14 protein-coding genes are annotated in these 15,776 nt (G+C 58.3%); 6 read left to right on the forward strand and 8 right to left on the reverse strand.

The features are described 5' to 3' along the window. Window positions 1-35 precede the first annotated feature (35 nt). The 4 genes from M9Q49_RS00755 to M9Q49_RS00770 are packed head-to-tail and all read right to left on the reverse strand — an operon-like array spanning window position 36 to window position 2,319. Window positions 36-1,076, reverse strand: a complete 1,041-nt coding sequence (locus tag M9Q49_RS00755) for a hypothetical protein (RefSeq protein ID WP_254506643.1) — start codon at window positions 1,074-1,076, stop codon at window positions 36-38. Then, window positions 1,043-1,435 (reverse strand): Uma2 family endonuclease, encoded by a 393-nt coding sequence (locus M9Q49_RS00760; protein ID WP_315861193.1) that lies wholly within the window; start codon window positions 1,433-1,435, stop codon window positions 1,043-1,045. Before M9Q49_RS00760 ends, M9Q49_RS00755 begins: the two co-directional genes overlap by 34 nt. Next, on the reverse strand, window positions 1,375-1,668 hold the full coding sequence (locus M9Q49_RS00765; protein ID WP_254506645.1) for a hypothetical protein: 294 nt from the start codon (window positions 1,666-1,668) through the stop codon (window positions 1,375-1,377). The genes M9Q49_RS00760 and M9Q49_RS00765 overlap by 61 nt, the downstream gene beginning before the upstream one ends. A 48-nt stretch (window positions 1,669-1,716) precedes the next feature. Continuing rightward, on the reverse strand, window positions 1,717-2,319 hold the full coding sequence (locus M9Q49_RS00770) for a DNA-3-methyladenine glycosylase (protein WP_254506646.1): 603 nt from the start codon (window positions 2,317-2,319) through the stop codon (window positions 1,717-1,719). A 583-nt stretch (window positions 2,320-2,902) separates the two neighbouring features. Here M9Q49_RS00770 and M9Q49_RS00775 point away from each other — a divergent pair. Beyond that, window positions 2,903-5,917, forward strand: coding sequence for a vitamin B12-dependent ribonucleotide reductase (locus tag M9Q49_RS00775; RefSeq protein ID WP_254506647.1), 3,015 nt, complete (start codon window positions 2,903-2,905; stop codon window positions 5,915-5,917). A gap of 20 nt (window positions 5,918-5,937) precedes the next feature. Then, window positions 5,938-6,420: a hypothetical protein gene (locus M9Q49_RS00780; RefSeq protein ID WP_254506648.1), complete on the forward strand. Its 483-nt coding sequence runs from the start codon at window positions 5,938-5,940 to the stop codon at window positions 6,418-6,420. A gap of 99 nt (window positions 6,421-6,519) precedes the next feature. On the opposite strand, the gene M9Q49_RS00785 is transcribed toward M9Q49_RS00780, so the two are convergent. The 3 genes from M9Q49_RS00785 to M9Q49_RS00795 form a co-directional block, all read right to left on the reverse strand. Next, on the reverse strand, window positions 6,520-6,990 hold the full coding sequence (locus M9Q49_RS00785; protein WP_254506650.1) for a carboxypeptidase-like regulatory domain-containing protein: 471 nt from the start codon (window positions 6,988-6,990) through the stop codon (window positions 6,520-6,522). A gap of 2 nt (window positions 6,991-6,992) precedes the next feature. After that, window positions 6,993-7,925: a DUF1559 domain-containing protein gene (locus tag M9Q49_RS00790; protein ID WP_254506651.1), complete on the reverse strand. Its 933-nt coding sequence runs from the start codon at window positions 7,923-7,925 to the stop codon at window positions 6,993-6,995. Window positions 7,926-8,210: 285 nt separating this feature from the next. Continuing rightward, window positions 8,211-9,458 carry a hypothetical protein gene (locus M9Q49_RS00795; protein ID WP_254506654.1) on the reverse strand — a complete coding sequence of 416 codons (1,248 nt, stop codon included), beginning with the start codon at window positions 9,456-9,458 and terminating at the stop codon, window positions 8,211-8,213. A 148-nt stretch (window positions 9,459-9,606) separates the two neighbouring features. On the opposite strand from M9Q49_RS00795, the gene sthA reads away from it, so the two are divergent. Further along, window positions 9,607-11,004 (forward strand): Si-specific NAD(P)(+) transhydrogenase, encoded by a 1,398-nt coding sequence (gene sthA / locus M9Q49_RS00800; protein WP_254506656.1) that lies wholly within the window; start codon window positions 9,607-9,609, stop codon window positions 11,002-11,004. Window positions 11,005-11,024: 20 nt separating this feature from the next. Here the strand turns inward: sthA and M9Q49_RS00805 are convergent, their stop codons facing one another. Beyond that, window positions 11,025-11,444, reverse strand: coding sequence for a hypothetical protein (locus M9Q49_RS00805; RefSeq protein WP_254506658.1), 420 nt, complete (start codon window positions 11,442-11,444; stop codon window positions 11,025-11,027). A 78-nt stretch (window positions 11,445-11,522) separates the two neighbouring features. Between M9Q49_RS00805 and M9Q49_RS00810 the strand changes: the two genes are divergently transcribed. The 3 genes from M9Q49_RS00810 to dgt all read left to right on the forward strand — a co-directional run bounded on the left by M9Q49_RS00810 (window position 11,523) and on the right by dgt (window position 15,684). Further along, window positions 11,523-12,419: an alpha/beta fold hydrolase gene (locus tag M9Q49_RS00810; protein ID WP_254506659.1), complete on the forward strand. Its 897-nt coding sequence runs from the start codon at window positions 11,523-11,525 to the stop codon at window positions 12,417-12,419. A gap of 148 nt (window positions 12,420-12,567) precedes the next feature. Further along, window positions 12,568-14,178 (forward strand): calcium-binding protein, encoded by a 1,611-nt coding sequence (locus M9Q49_RS00815; protein WP_254506661.1) that lies wholly within the window; start codon window positions 12,568-12,570, stop codon window positions 14,176-14,178. Window positions 14,179-14,334: 156 nt separating this feature from the next. After that, complete coding sequence (gene dgt, locus M9Q49_RS00820) at window positions 14,335-15,684, forward strand: dGTP triphosphohydrolase (protein ID WP_254506663.1); 1,350 nt, start codon at window positions 14,335-14,337, stop codon at window positions 15,682-15,684. Window positions 15,685-15,776 lie beyond the last annotated feature (92 nt).

The following is a 15,776-nucleotide window of genomic DNA, read 5'->3' on the forward strand; positions in this document are numbered from 1 at the left end:
TCTAATGGGCAACTGCCACGCCGAAAACGGGCCCGTTATTTGGCCGGGGCTTCGACCACCTCAAACGCATTTCCCTTCACCTTCCGCAGTTCGTCGTGCAGCACGGGAATTCGTTCGTCAGGCGCGCAGCTCAGCGCCCATTCGATGCCGTTGTCGGCGACAAGCATGCCGTGCTTTTTCAAGGCTTTGAGAATGACTTGCACCGGCGAGCTGAACTTGCTGATGTCGTAATCGGCGCGCAGTCGCAGGCGCTCGCCCATCCGCGGCAGATTGGGGTCGGTCTTGCGACTGGCGTAGTGCGTGGCCGGTGAGACATAGGCTTTACGCGAGTTGCGAACCGTCACACGCAGTGCATGGTTGATCTCGCCGGCTTGCAGTTCGTCGTGGCGAATGATGGAGGGAAAAATCGGCAAGCCGGCCGCATCGGAGCTCGTCCAACCGTCGGGGCGAAGTTTATTCGACTTCAGATCAAAGGTCGCTTCGCACGCACAATGCCAACCCTTGTCTGTCTTTTTCATTTGATAGAACTCGTAGAGCATCATCGCCTGCGGATCAACGACGATGGCATGACGGTCGCCACCTTGCTTGATCTTGTCGCGCTGCACATCATCGAGCGTGAGCTTCTTCAATTCGTCGTCGCGTTTGAAATTCGCCGGCCAACCTTCGATGGGGATGCTGGCCGGAATCGGGAACGGCCCTTTGTCGGATTCGTCGGGATATTCAACGACGGCGATATCGATCTTCGCTTGATTCGGCGGCACGAGCACAAACGCCATGTCGGGGTTGTAACGCAACGGCTTGTCGTTGCCGATCGAAGCGACAATGGCAGCGCTATTCTTGGCAACCGGCCAGGCGCTGATGTCTGCATTCCAAGGATTGTCCTTGGGAAAGATTTGCATCTTGCTGACGATGGCGTCGGCTTCTTTGGTATTGAAGAGAACCGGCTCGGTGAGCTGTTGAGCGAAGACCGGGGAGGCGAGTAATGCGATGGCGAGGCAGAGGTAACGCATGATGACTCCGGTAATTAAGACGGCGGGAAGTTCTAGCGGCCGTGAATGACCGGATCGACGTTCCATCGTCGGCCATCCTGCTGGTGCTGGACTTCGATCATCGGTACGAGATTTTCGCGTGGAGTAAGCTTCAGCGTAACTGGGAGCACGGCGGAGGTTATCGGTTTGCCTTCTGGTAACACCGAAACACCTACGGCAACGAGCTGCCCATTTTCGAGTCGCAGTAGGCTGAGTTTCCATGGATCCCGATCGATGACGAGCAATTCTCGTGTTTGGACAGCGGCGTAGAAATCAAGCTTGTCCCAAGTACGATCATGTTTGCTGGCCACTTCGACCGCGAAGTCTGGACCGCCCATCCAGTGTGTCAGTAGGTTCTTCGCAGAATTTGAACGGAAATAAACGGCGACATCGGGTTCGATTTCCAGTCAGCCTCTTGGTCACTAACATTGCAACCCGCCATAACAGCTGCGCCCGTGCCTTCGCAGACGACTCGCAAAAAATGCGCGAGTTCGAAAGAGACGAATTGATGTTCGTTGTTCGCCAGCGGCGCCATGATGTAAACTCCGTCCCAAACTTCATCAAAACGATCGAGGCCGAGTTTACGTCGCTGGGCGATGGCTTGAGCTTCAAATTCGGTATCGAGAATTAGGGTGGTCATGGCAAACCTGCGGGATGAGTTGTTTCGCGCTCTGTCATTCTATTCGACCTACTCGCGCAATGCCTTCTTGCCACTCACGAACGGGCTGCCCCGTTCGTAGAAGCGCAGTTGTAGATCATGGGCGCTCGTCACGCCAATTCTTGTAGAGATGCCGATCTCGAATTCGCGCGCGCTCTTCGCTGGTGCTTCGCGGGCTATCCAAACGGATTCACCAAGCGTGAGATCGACGCCGTCCTGATCCTTGGTTACATCGAGAGCCTGACACAAGCGCGCCGGGCCGCGGGCCAGATCGTGAGCGGTGGAGAGTGGTCGCCGCGCTTGCATGAGTTCCACGCCGAATAGCGGTTCGATGGCACGGATCAGCACTGCGCTCGCGCAGCCGGCGGGTTCGGTTACGGCGTTGAGGCACCACTTGGCGTGAATCGAATAGACATAGAGATGACCAGGTGGCCCGAACATCGAGGCATTCCGTTTTGTCTTCCCTTTCGCTGCATGGCAGGCCGAATCGCCGGCGGCGAGATAGGCTTCGGTTTCCACAATCCGCCCGCCGCACAGGCCCAGGCGGGACTGGTGGAGCAGCAGTTTGCCGACCAAGTCGGGCGCCACGAGCTGCGGTGGGCGGTTGAAGAAGGTTCGGGAGAGTATCTTCACAGTGCCGCTCCGGCTAACTGTCCAATGGTTCACAAATGTTAAACTGGCGCGTTTCGGCAATGCTGGCAGCTAGCACGCTAGCGATAGCAAAGATTTCGGGAAGGTATTTGGAAAATTCTGTGTCAGGCCGCTGGCAGAGCCCCCACTCCAGAGCCAAATCCCAAGTCGTTAGCAAACAACCAGTTGTGGCATATCCTAAGTTCTCGACAAGTTTTCCACGATTCAGGCAGCGTAGCCGAAGTCCAATTCGGGTAAGCATCTGCGCGCCGAAAACGGCAAGCGATTGACGCGCCCTATGGGATCCGTAAGATGCCCCGAGCCACTAAGCATTGTGGCAGCACTTTCGACACCTACAATGGATGGTATGGGAGCCCCGCATACCTGCCGGGCATCGCTTTTCATGCGAATTGGCTAAGACAGCCCTTTCTAAGGAAAGTTGCGAGTGCATTTGGACGATTTTCTCATTCAGGCTCGACACTGGACACTTGTTTAGTAGCATGATGCTGTCGGCCCGCTGTTTTGCTTCTTCACGGCAACAACGCGCGGCTGCGCATCCCCTAATTCTCAGCAAGGAGCTGACTTGATGGCGACCGCGTCTTCCCCTCGTTCTCGCGCTGCCCGCACTCGCAACGGCGCCCGCACCCTGGCCGCAGGGCTGCAGGTGGAGCCCCTCTTTTGTCCCACGACCGTCGACAGCCCGTTCGACACCGTGGCTTGGACGCTGCGCAGCGCCCAGATCAAGGACGAAAGCGGCAAGCTGATGTTCGAGCAGAAGGACGTCGAGATCCCCGAGAACTGGACGCAGCTGGCCACCAACGTCATTGTCAGCAAGTATTTCTACGGCGAGAACGGCACTAAGGAACGGGAAAAGAGCGTCAAGCAACTGATCAACCGCGTCACGCGCACGATCACTGATTGGGGCATCGCCGACGGTTACTTCGCATCGGCCGAGGACGGCGAGAATTTCTATCGCGAGCTGACCTGGCTCTGCTTGAATCAGCACGGTGCGTTCAACTCGCCGGTGTGGTTCAACGTCGGCCTGCACCACATGTATGGCGTGAGCGGGGCCAAGTGCAACTGGCACTGGAACGCCGAAACGCTGGAAGTCGAACAGCCTGAGAATCCCTACGAGTTTCCGCAGGGCTCGGCGTGCTTCATTCAAAGCGTCGACGACAATATGGAAGCCATCATGCGCCTCGCCACCAGCGAAGCCATGCTCTTCAAGTTCGGCAGCGGCACGGGCACCGACCTGTCGACGCTTCGTTCGCACCGCGAAAAGCTGAGCGGCGGCGGAAAGCCGTCGGGTCCGTTGTCGTTCATGCGGGTGTACGACCAAATCGCTGCCGTGGTGAAGAGCGGCGGCAAGACTCGTCGCGCTGCCAAGATGCAATCGCTCAAGGTCTGGCACCCAGACATTCTCGATTTCATCGAGTGCAAGTGGAAGGAAGAGAAGAAGGCCCACTGCCTGATCGAAAAGGGTGGTTACGAAGCCAACTTCAACGGCGAAGCTTACAGCAGCATTCTCTTTCAGAATGCGAATCTCTCGGTCCGCTTGACCGACGAATTCATGCAGGCCGTGGAAAAGGATCAACAGTGGGCGACTCACTGGGTGACCGACCAAAAGACCGAAGGCCCGTCGTGGGAAGCCAAGTGGCTGCTCAATCGGATGGCCGAGTGCGCCTGGCAGTGCGGCGATCCTGGCGTACAATACGACACGACGATTAATCGTTGGCACACCTGCCCGAACAGCGGCCGGATTAACGCCAGCAATCCGTGCAGCGAGTACATGTTCCTCGACGACACGGCTTGCAACCTGGCCAGCATCAACCTGATGAAGTTCCGTCAGCCCGATGGCTCGTTCGACGTCGAACGTTTTCAAGCCGCTTGCCGGTTGTATTTCATCGCGCAGGAAATCCTGGTCGATCACGCCAGCTATCCCACGGCTGACATTGCTCGCAACAGCCACATGTTCCGCCCGCTGGGTCTCGGCTACTCGAACCTCGGCAGCCTGATCATGGCTGAAGGTCACGCTTACGATTCGGAAGCGGCTTATGGTTTGTGCGGTTCGATCACCGCGTTGCTGCACGGCTCGGCCAATCTGACCAGCGCCGAAATGGCTGGCGTGATGGGGCCGTTCGAAGGCTTTGCTTTGAATCGCGAGCCAATGCTTCGCGTCATGCAAATGCACCGCGACGCTGTCGAGAAGATCAACGATGCTGGTCCACAGAACCTGAAGGAAGCGGCCCGCGACTTGTGGGACGACGTTCTCGCTCTCGGTCGCAAGGCCGGGTTCCGCAATGCTCAAGCCACCGTGCTCGCGCCGACCGGCACGATCAGCTTCATGATGGATTGCGACACGACGGGCATCGAACCCGACATCGCCCTGGTGAAGTACAAGCAACTCGCCGGCGGCGGCATGCTGAAGATTCTCAACAACACGGTGCCGCTCGCCCTCGGCAAGCTCGGCTACGACGATCCGCAGATCAAGGCGATCTGCGAATACATCGATAAGAACGACACCATCGAAGGCGCGCCGGCCCTCGCCGAAGAGCACCTCGCCGTGTTCGACTGTGCGTTCAAGCCCGCCAGTGGTGTGCGGAGCATCAACTGGAAGGCTCACGTTCGCATGATGGCGGCTGCTCAGCCGTTCCTCAGTGGGGCGATCAGCAAGACGGTGAACATGCCGACCGATGTCACTCCGCAGGACATCGCCGATTGCTACTTCTGGGGCTGGCAGCTCGAACTGAAGGCCCTCGCGATTTATCGCGACGGTTCGAAGCAGAGCCAACCGCTCAACACGTCGAGCTCGGATAAGAAGGATGTCGTCGAACGGATCGTCTATCAACCGCGCCGCGAACGCCTGCCCGACACCCGGCAGTCGATCACGCACAAGTTCAACGTCGGCGGTCACGAAGGCTACATCAACGTCGGCATGTTCCCCGACGGTCGCCCGGGCGAGCTCTTCATCACCATGGCGAAGGAAGGCTCAACCGTCGGCGGCATGATGGATGCCTTCGGCACTTCGATCTCGATCGCGCTGCAGTACGGCGTGCCGGTCGATGCTCTCGTCAACAAGTTCTCGCACATGCGGTTCGAGCCGATGGGTCACACGACCAACCCGGACATCCGCATTGCGAAGAGCGTGGTCGATTACATCTTCCGCTGGATGGGCATGCAGTTCCTGGCCGGTTTCCGCGAAGCCAGCCGGGGCGAACTGCCGAGCCAAGGTGAATCGGCTGAGAAGCCCGTTGCTCCCGCGCCGGTCGCCTCCATTCCTGCCGCCAAGCCGGCCGCTCCTGTGGCAAAGGCTCCGGAAAAAGTCGCTGAGAAGCCCGCGACCAATGGCACGAACGGGACCAACGGCGCTAACGGCACGAATGGTCACTCGACTCCCGCCAAGCCGAAGATCGATCTGGAAGTGCTCGAACGGGCCGGCCTGTCGATCAAGGGAAAGGAGACGGGCGGCAATGTTCGCAACGAACAGTTTGCCCGCTTCCAACTCGACGCCCCGAGCTGCGACAACTGCGGCTCGATCACGGTCCGCAACGGCAACTGCTACCTGTGCCACAACTGCGGCAACAGCATGGGTTGCTCGTAGTCGAGTCTTGCCGGTAAACGATGGTGGGCCTCGCGAGTGCGCTTGACCCACCCTACGGTTTTAATCGCACATCGGGTTGCTCGGGAAAGGATGCAAGGCCGGAGGCCCCGAGCAACCCGGTTTTTCTTTTTGTTTGTTCTGCTACGTTCACTTCAATGAACCTCAAAGAACAAGCCTTCTTTGCGCGACGGCGTTGCCAAGCATTGGCGAAAATGCGGCTGGCGATTCAGCATGTCCGCCGATCGTTGACCGTCGATGGCTTGGATCCCGAAATCATCGATGAAGCGATTGCGGAATACGAGGTGTTACTGGCCGCGCGCCGACGATCTGATCTCTTGTTGTGGCGACTTGGCGCGCTGCTTCTCTTTTTGGCTTGTGCGGCGATCGTGACGACGGCACTGTTCGGGCCGCTGCCACATTTCAGTCGCGCTCATGCCGTGGCTTTGGGAGTTGGCTTGCTGGCGTTGCTGCAAGCATTGTTTCCGATGATGCCTCGACGCTGAGGCCAATCGGCAGTCGCACTTCGCTAATCGGCGGCACGGAGTAGTGCATAAGCCGTAAACCAGCGGGGCGAGCCCGGTGGCGTTTCTACACAACGAAAATTACGGCATCGACTTCAAATCGAAGTTGAACGAGCGATTGCTTGACGAGACGTTGGCCGTCAGGGTGGATGCACTGTTGTAAGCAGCCGGAATGGCTTGGGCTGGCGCGGCAGCTTTGCCGTCGGGGGCCTCGATTGGTGTCTCTTCATCCGAACCTTCGCCGGCGCCGCCAGCTGTGATCCGGACGATTTTTTCTCCGGGCGTGCAACCGGCTTGATTGCTGTCGTACAGCAAGCGGTAGCGACCTCCCGAATCGGTCTTGCCGCCGGAAAATCGATTGGGCGGACCTTCGAAGCGAACCGTCACTCCGGCCAGCGGTTGGCCATCGAGCGTTACTCTGCCGCTGACGCTGACCAGCCCCAGTTCATGGTAACTAACCCGCGATCCGCAACCGGTCAACAGCAGCAGCGCAGCCAGCACAACCCACGATTTTCCTTGCCGCCAGGCGACCTCGGTGAAATTCGATTTCATCATTAATCCTTCAGCACTTCGCCGCCATCGCGGCTCCCCATGGCTTTGTAGGTGACGGCATCCATCGTGTAAGGCACGAAGCGAACCGAGGCATCGGCCATGCAGAAGAGTGTGCCGACAGGATGAAAGCTCGTGAACGATAATTCCTTCACATAACCCGAAGCCGTCGCAATCTTGCGGGCGTTCATCGGCACGCCGGTCGAACCGACGAACTCGCTGAATTCAGTCGCGTTCGCGGGCCAGGGATCGACCTGTGGCGAACCGATGTACCAGAAGTCCATCTGGTTGCCGTCCTGCGAGTACGTGTCCCAATAGCACTCGCCCATCATGAACGTATTCGAGGTGCCGTCCGTGATGTTTTTGAAGGCGATGCGGCTGTTGCCGAAAAAGATACCTTCCAGATCCGATTGCTCGAGATAGCGCCCCACGGCCGAAGTGCTCGGATCGTCGGAATCGGCCGTTGACGAGGCCACGCCGCGGTAGCAGGCCGGCACACGCTTGGGAATGCCTTGATTATTCACATATTGCGGGATGGCAGCTGACGGGCAACGCAGAGTTTTGATCAAGGTTCCGCAGGCTTGCTCGTTGGGAGAGTTGTCGATATCCCAGTCATTGGCGTCGTTCCACTGGATCGAATTCCACAACGGCGCCTGTTCGATGTACGGCAGAATGCAGGCACTCCACCCTTGGCCGAAGTCGCTCCAGCCGAAGGGAAAAGTGTTGAGCGTATCGTGATAGTTATGCATCCCGATTCCGAGTTGCCGCAGATTGTTCGAGCATTGAGTTCGCCGCGCGGCCTCGCGAGCAGATTGCACGGCGGGCAACAGGAGGGCCACGAGCACGCCAATGATGGCGATGACGACGAGCAGTTCGACGAGGGTGAAAGCCCGCCGACGATTCGTTGTGCCGCCAAAAGTTGTCGAGTAGGTGTGCATCCAATCCCCCAAAGTGAGCTCGACCAGAAAACGACGAATGTTGAGCCACCTAGAATGGCAAACCCAGCGCCAGGGACTGCAAAGAAAGTATGAAGATTGCGTGTAGCGGCTTGCCGCGAACCGCGGCAATAACCATTGCTGCAGCGTTTTGGCGGCCAAGGTCCGCGATCTCGACTGACTGAACGAGCCGCTCTCCTGCTCAGCAGAAAATTCAAATTACTAGAGGGAATTCTGCCTGGATAGTTCGATTGCCCGGCTCCCTTGCATGGTCTGCCGGAAAAGGCGTCAGTCCGCCTTCCAGAACCTTTGCACTGCTGCCACGCTCGCTCCCTTTTGCGCGCGGCTCTTGGCGGCGGAAAGCTGATCTTTCCAGTTGCCCGCGGCGAGCGGTGGCTGTTCGAAGTGATCGACAAAGATGCTTTGAAATCCATAGATTCCCGGGCCGCCATGGCAACGCAGGCAGCCTTTCATCACGAACCGACCAAAGCCGCGACGGTCGGGATCGGCGACGGGATTTTCGATCGGATCCTGTTCGTTGCGCGGCACGAGTCCCAGCAAACCGATATCGAACGGATTGATCTCGTCCCGCGCGACGGCTCGCAAGCTGTTGCCTGGCTGGTCGAACAAGGCGCGACGGTGGAGCGTGAACTCAAAGACATTCGGCGCTTTTAGTTCCTGATAAACACGCAGTTGCACACTCTCGATCAACGGCGAAACGTGGACACTTCCCGTTTCATCGAGCAAGTTCATCCGCCGCGCGAGCGCTACTTGAGTTCCGGCGGGAAACTGCAGCAGTTCATCCCGGCCGAGTTGCTTCGTGCCAACGTCCTTGAGGTAGGCGAGTGTAGCGTCGCGTCCGGCGGGTAATCGCAGCAGCAGCAAAAACGTGCTGCGGCCCGACGTGGCCTTGTCATGCGTCGGCGCGGGACTCGCATCCGGCCGCAAACGATTGGTGAGCAAGACCCAGGAGCTATCGGCAGCGAAGAGATCGCGCGGCAGGAACGGCTTGTCTGGTTCGCGCGGATCGAACTCCGCGGGGAACTGCTGAGCGCGAGCGACGGCGGCGAAGTTATCTGGCAACTTCTCAATCCGTTCGGTCGGCAATGCGATCAGCCGCATCGCCTTCGCCAGACGTTGCAGCAGTTGCTTTCTTTCAGCTTGTCTGGCGAGATCTGGTTCGCTGAGCGCAGCGAACACCGCCCACAGGTCGCGCTGCAAAATCGCCCGCGATACGTCGTCACTAAGATGCGCCGCTTCCGGCCGCAAAAACTCATCGAGTAGTTCCATCGCCCGCCGATGCGAATCACCTTCGATCAGGAAGTTTGCGCGTGGCGTGAAGTTCGCTTCCAGGTTCTCGTGTACATAACGACTGCCGTTAGGTTGGATCCGCACGTAGAGATGTTCGTGCAGCCGATTCCACAGATGCTCGCGCGGCGCAGGAAACTGGAACGGTTCCTCGGCGTACGAATTGGCACAAACGCCGAGGTACAGCAGCGCTAGCAGGCCCACGACGAGGTTCAGCAGTTTGCCCATGCAGGGCATTCTGGCACTCTTTCCAGCGAAAATACAGCGCGGCGGCGCGACATCGTCTGGCCTCCCCCAAACTCGGCCTTGTCCGGTACGATAGTGGCTTGAGGCGGAGGGAACTGGCCGTTTGACGGCGCACGAGGTGGAAGCAGCAATGCCAGAATATGATGTCGATGTGCTGGTGATCGGCACGGGACCCGGCGGCGAAGGGGCCGCCATGCAGTCTGTCAAACAAGGCCTACGAACCGTTGTCGTCGAGCGTTTCAATCGCGTCGGCGGCGGCTGCACGCACTGGGGGACGATCCCCAGCAAGGCCCTGCGGTTCGCCATTTATCAGCTGCTCGAGGTCAACACCAATCGCCTGATTCGCGAAGCTGGTTACAACCTCGAGCTGACCTTTCCGCAGCTCCGCAAATCGGCCGAAGCGACGATTCAGCTGCAAGAAGACATGCGGCGGGGCTTCTACGACAAGAACGGCGCCCGGCTGGTCTTCGGTTCTGCGAAGTTCGTCGATCCGCACACGGTGGCCGTGACCGATAACCGTGGCTTGGTCGAAACGATCACGGCGGGAAACATTGTTATCGCCACCGGCGCTCGTCCCTATCGGCCGCCAGATATTGATTTTACTCATCCGCGGATTTTCGACAGCGACACGATTCTCAATCTGCAATCAACGCCAAAGACGATTTCGGTGTATGGCGCTGGTGTGGTCGGCTGCGAATATGCGTCGATGTTTCGCAACCTGGGCTGCAAGATCAACCTCGTCAACACGCGGCAACAACTGCTCGAGTTTCTCGATGACGAAATCTGCGACGCGCTGAGCTATCACCTGCGCGAGACCGGTTGCTTGATTCGCCATGGCGAAATTTATGAGAAGGTCGAAGGGCTCAGCGACGGCGTGGTGCTGCACTTGAAGAGCGGCAAGAAGCTGAAGACCGATATTCTGCTGTGGGCCAACGGCCGCACCGGCAACACCGATAATCTCGGCTTGGAAAACGTCGGCCTGACAGCGGATTCGCGCGGGCAGTTGAAAGTCGACGAATCGTATCGCACTGCAGCGCCGAATATCTATGCGGTCGGTGACGTGATTGGTTATCCAGCCCTCGCGAGCGCGGCCTACATGCAAGGCCGAGCCGCCGTGCTGCATCTGAATGGCGATGAGTGCGCGAGCTTGCTCGCCAAGGATATTCCGACCGGCATTTACACCAGCCCCGAAATCAGCAGCATCGGCAAGACCGAGCGCGAGCTGACGACCGAAGGCGTGCCTTACGAAGTAGGCCACGCGCAGTTCAAGAGCCTGGCTCGTGCGCAAATCACCGGCCGCCGCGTCGGCATGCTCAAGCTCTTGTTTCATCGCGAAACATTGGCCGTCCTCGGCGTGCACTGCTTCGGCGTGAACGCCGCCGAAATCGTCCACATCGGCCAAGCCATCATGATGCAACCGCCGCCGCACAACACGCTGATGTACTTCATCAACACGACGTTCAACTACCCGACGATGGCGGAAGCGTATCGGGTGGCGGCGTTGAATGGATACAACCGGTTGTTTTAAAGGCGGAAGTAGGTCTGCATTTATAGCCAGAACGCGCAAAACCGCGCGCGATCCCAATCTTCAGGCTGCAGGATAAATAGCCCCGCTCCGCCGGTTCCTTCATGTGCACCCATGACATCGAAGACAACCAGCCCGTTCTCAAGCATCAGATAGGGAGATTCAACTCCCGAAATTCCCGGCAACGGGCGCAATACTTCAACGATGCGTTGACCAACCACGCTGGCAAGTGCCGGTGCGGTGAGTGGTTTAGATTCCAGCGGGGGCTCTTCCCCAAAAAAATCCAGACTGTCTTCAAAGGGGAGGAAAAAAGTCAGCCCCGACTCCAGGCGGTAAAAAGTCGTGACCAAATCAATTCCGCTGGCCGATTCGCCGACTTGCAAAATCGCAGCGAGGCGTTGCCCGATAATTTGTTCGCGCGGAATTGGCGGCTGGTCTGCCATGATTCTGATCGCTCACTTTTGTTATGATTGAGTGATTCAGTCTAATCCAATTAGAAATGACCTGTTCTCGGAGTCCTGATGGCTGCTGATTGGCGCGCGCTGTACCCGTTTGCTTCGCATTTTTTTGCAACGAGCAGCGGCGCGCGAATGCACTATCTGGATGAAGGCCCTGCGGAAAAAGAACATGCGCAGCCGCTGCTGATGGTTCATGGCAATCCGACCTGGTCGTTTTATTGGCGAAATCTAGTGCTCGGCTTGCGCGATGATTATCGCTGCGTCGTGCCCGATCACATCGGTTGTGGGCTGAGTGAAAAGCCGCAGAGCTATCGGTATCAACTCGAGCAGCACATCGATAACCTAGCCGAGCTCGTTGAAAAGCTCGATCTGAAAAATGTGACGCTCCTTGCGCACGACTGGGGTGGCGCGATTGGAACCGGCTGTGTGCTGAAGTTGCCGGAGCGGTTTTCGCGCATCGTGCTGTTCAACACGGCGGCCTTTCCACCGCCGTACGTGCCTTATCGCATCGCCGCTTGTCGGATTCCGATCTTCGGCAAAGTGGCTATTCAGGGTTTCAACCTGTTCGCCCGCGCCGCAATCACCATGGCGACCGAAAAGCCCGAGCGGATGACGCCGGAAGTGCAAGCGGGGCTGCTTGCCCCCTACGACAGTTGGGCCAATCGCATCGCTACCTGGCGGTTTGTGAAGGACATTCCGTTCACTCGGCGCAAGCCCACGGGGAAGAAGCTTGCCGAGATCGAATCGCAGCTCTGGACGCTGGCGAACAAACCGATCTCGTTGATTTGGGGCATGCGCGACTGGTGTTTCAATGCCAGCTGCCTCGAGCGATTCCGCAAGCATTGGCCCACGGCGGAAGTCCACGAGTTCGCCGACTGCGGGCATTATGTGATCGAAGATGCCCACGAGCGAATCGTGCCGCTGGTGCGGCAATTCCTCGCAAAAACGCAGTCGGAATAGCCATCGCTTCGTCCGCATTCCGCAGCGTGTTTCTTGAGCTCTTTTCTCGCGGCTTTATTTTTTTGTTTTTCGCGTAACAAACCGTTTGAATTTCCGCTCCGCAGGTCAGCCTCATCTCAGCTGCATCTCGCTCTCAAGGAAATTCATCATGTCTGCTACGCAAAAAACCGCTCAGAAAAACTCAAGCTCCGCCGCTCGTCGCCAATTCCTGCAACTCGAAACACTCGAGTCACGGCAGATGATGGCGATCACCGCCATGTCGGTAGATAGCGTGGGAACGCTGATGATTCGTGGCGACGATACGGCGGAAACGATCGTGGTGTCGAAGTCGGGTTCTTACACTCTGGTCCAATATCAGAGCAACGGCGGGACTCCGATCACTTACAACGTCGGCCCGTTGGTCACGCGACTCGACATCCGCACCAACGGCGGCAACGACACCGTAACCAACAACACCGCCATGCCAGCCGTGATCTACGGTGGGGCCGGCGATGACAAACTCAACGGCGGCTCGTCGACTGACTACCTCTATGGCGAAGTGGGCAACGACACGCTTAACGGTGGCGCCGGCGGCGACCTTCTGTACGGTGGCGATGGCATTGATACGCTCAACGGCAACGGCGGTGTCGATCAGCTATACGGCGACGCCGGTGACGATGTGCTCTTGGGTGGTGGCGGCATCGATTTTCTCCATGGCGGCGCCGGCAACGACACGCTGTACGGCGACGACGGGCTCAGCCAGTCGATTGTCGATGGTGAAGCCGCCGGCGGTGACAGCCTCTTTGGTGAAGACGGCAACGACACGCTCAACGGTGGCTATGGCGACGACTTTCTCTACGGTGGCAACGGCAACGACTACTTGTTCGCCCAAGAAGGAAACGATCACCTCTTTGGCGATGCCGGTTACGACACGCTGTGGGGCATGAAGGGAGACGACTTCCTCGACGCCGGCTCGAATGGCGAGTTCACTTCGGGCGACGAAGGCAACGACTTCAACGCATATCGCCCCGTGATCAATGGCGCGACGTTCAACGACATCGCTCAAGGCAACAGCAACAACTGCTTTATCTTGTCGTCGATGGGCGACGCTGCTCAGAACGGCGTCGACATGGCTTCTCGCATCACTTACACGGGGAATGGCAACTACAACGTGTCGCTGTTCCGCCGGAGCTCGACTGGAACTTACACGGCGACGACCATTCCCGTGTACTTCGATGGCACGCTTCGCTCGACCGATCCCACGGCCCACTTCCGCGGCCAGGAAGGTGAGAGCTGGCCGATCATCATGAACCGGGCCTTGGCGAATTTGCTCGGTGTCGACCTGTCGACCACGAGCGGCGGTTATGCGGGCGACGTGCTCGGAGCCATCATGGGCCGGGCTCCCACGACCACGACTTGGAAAGATGCCAACGGAACGCAGAGCATGTTCTACAACGACGGCATTCTCGATTACCTCTTTGCTGTCGGCAATGCACGTCCGACGGTGGTGGCCACGACGGGCGCCGCAGCTCTCGACACCACGCTGTTCGCTGGCTTTCACGTCTACATGGTCCACTCGGTGCAACTCAGCGGCTACCTCTACAGCCCGGTCACTCGTATGATGGTGCCGCAATACGTCGTCACGCTCTATAACCCGCACGGTGTGGACAACCGCAATGCTCCCGGCAGCGGCCGTTCGTCGGGTGACAACAGCGATGGTTTGATCACGATCACCGGCGCCGAGTTCAAGCGGAGCTTCGGCGAAATCACGACGATCTAGTGCCTGACAGGGCAAGTGCAAAAGCAACGGCCTCTGTTGTGAGGGACAACCGAGGCCCGCAATGGCCCGTGCGTAGGAACGGGCCTTCTCTTATGCTTTAGATTCGCTCAGCGAATTTACTTCCGCAGCCGCCGCCACTTTTTCCCTCTGTTCGCAATGCCTCATCATCTCTCCTGGAAGCGCCTCCTCTCTGCAAATCGACCGGCGGCTTCACGATCAGACAGCGAGAAGTTCGCTGATATCGACTCGCGGACAGCCTTTGAACGTGATCATGATCGAATTGTCTTCTCGGCCCCGTTTCGCCGTTTGGCGAGGAAGACGCAGGTTCATCCGCTGGCCACCAACAGTCACATTCACAATCGCTTGACGCATTCGATGGAAGTGGCCTGCGTGGGGCGAACCTTTGCCAGCCGAGTCGCCAGGCTCGCGCGTGAGCGGTCTGATTTCGAGGACTGCGACGCCACGCAGATCGCCTGGATCATGCAATCGGCCTGCCTGGTGCATGACCTGGGGAATCCTCCATTCGGTCATGCCGGTGAAGAAGTGGTGCGGGCCTGGGCGGCCAAACATGCTGACGAAATGTTCAACGTCGCGCGATTCAAAAGTCCCGAGGAGCGCGCCGCTAGTCTCGCCGATTGGTTGCACTTTGAGGGGAACGCGCAGGGCTTTCGATTGGCCGCGCGGCGCGATATCCAGAAGGTTAGTTATCTGAATTTGACGCATGCCTCGCTCGCGGCGGCGATCAAGTATCCCTGGTCGTCGGCCGATCCGCGGACTGCCGAACGCAACAAGCACAATGTTTATTCGACCGAGCTGCCGCTCTTTCAAGCCATGGCCGAGGATCTCGGTCTGGTGCTGCCGAGCGGACAGATCTGCCGTCATCCGTTGTCGTTTCTCACCGAAGCGGCCGACGACATTTGCTACCGGATCATCGATCTCGAAGATGCCGTCGAAATGGGCATTCGCGACGAAGCCAGCGTGCATCGCCTGCTGCTGGCCATCGCGTCGACCCACGGCAAGGAATCGATGCGGCTGCCGCAGCTTCGCGGCCTCGCCATTACTTCCCTGATCGATACCTTCTGGACCGTGTTCGAGGCGAGTTTCGATCAGATCATGAAAGGCGAACGAATCCAGGATCTGAAATCGTCGCTCGATGAGAAGACGAAAGAACACATCGCCGCCATCAAGACCAACTACGACGAAATCTTCGGCCACTCGAAAAAAGTGGCCATGGAGCTTGGCGCTTATCACATCCTAGGCCGCGTGCTGAAGGCGCTGGTCAAGACAATCAACTCGATCCACGATGCCCAAACGTTTGCCGATGTTCCCTTTCTTTCGCGCCGCTGCGCCGAACTGGTGTGGGGCCGTGAATTTGCCGAAGAAAACTTCTCGCAGGGACACGCTTGGTGGTTATCGCGCGTCAGCGACTTTGTCAGCGGGATGACCGATGACTACGCGACCAAGTTATCCGGCGATATTGGCGGGCATAGTTTTTTTGATCGGTAATCAGCGCAGTTGAGTAGGCCGGAGCAAGCGTACTCGCGCAGTTCCGGCATGATTAGCGAGGGGTGGTCACAGCTTGATTGTGGTTGGGCGTC

Source organism: Anatilimnocola floriformis, assembly GCF_024256385.1.
GTDB classification, from domain to species: Bacteria; Planctomycetota; Planctomycetia; order Pirellulales; family Pirellulaceae; genus Anatilimnocola; species Anatilimnocola floriformis.

What these genes read in the sequence shown, in the direction of transcription:
- M9Q49_RS00755 (WP_254506643.1), bottom strand. Translation starts at nt 1,076, where the DNA reads ATGGAACGTCGATCCGGTCATTCACGGCCGCTAGAACTTCCCGCCGTC.
- M9Q49_RS00765 (WP_254506645.1), bottom strand. Translation starts at nt 1,668, where the DNA reads ATGACCACCCTAATTCTCGATACCGAATTTGAAGCTCAAGCCATCGCC.
- M9Q49_RS00775 (WP_254506647.1), top strand. Translation starts at nt 2,903, where the DNA reads ATGGCGACCGCGTCTTCCCCTCGTTCTCGCGCTGCCCGCACTCGCAAC.
- M9Q49_RS00780 (WP_254506648.1), top strand. Translation starts at nt 5,938, where the DNA reads ATGGTGGGCCTCGCGAGTGCGCTTGACCCACCCTACGGTTTTAATCGC.
- M9Q49_RS00785 (WP_254506650.1), bottom strand. Translation starts at nt 6,990, where the DNA reads ATGAAATCGAATTTCACCGAGGTCGCCTGGCGGCAAGGAAAATCGTGG.
- M9Q49_RS00790 (WP_254506651.1), bottom strand. Translation starts at nt 7,925, where the DNA reads ATGCACACCTACTCGACAACTTTTGGCGGCACAACGAATCGTCGGCGG.
- M9Q49_RS00795 (WP_254506654.1), bottom strand. Translation starts at nt 9,458, where the DNA reads ATGGGCAAACTGCTGAACCTCGTCGTGGGCCTGCTAGCGCTGCTGTAC.
- sthA (WP_254506656.1), top strand. Translation starts at nt 9,607, where the DNA reads ATGCCAGAATATGATGTCGATGTGCTGGTGATCGGCACGGGACCCGGC.
- M9Q49_RS00805 (WP_254506658.1), bottom strand. Translation starts at nt 11,444, where the DNA reads ATGGCAGACCAGCCGCCAATTCCGCGCGAACAAATTATCGGGCAACGC.
- M9Q49_RS00810 (WP_254506659.1), top strand. Translation starts at nt 11,523, where the DNA reads ATGGCTGCTGATTGGCGCGCGCTGTACCCGTTTGCTTCGCATTTTTTT.
- M9Q49_RS00815 (WP_254506661.1), top strand. Translation starts at nt 12,568, where the DNA reads ATGTCTGCTACGCAAAAAACCGCTCAGAAAAACTCAAGCTCCGCCGCT.
- dgt (WP_254506663.1), top strand. Translation starts at nt 14,335, where the DNA reads ATGCCTCATCATCTCTCCTGGAAGCGCCTCCTCTCTGCAAATCGACCG.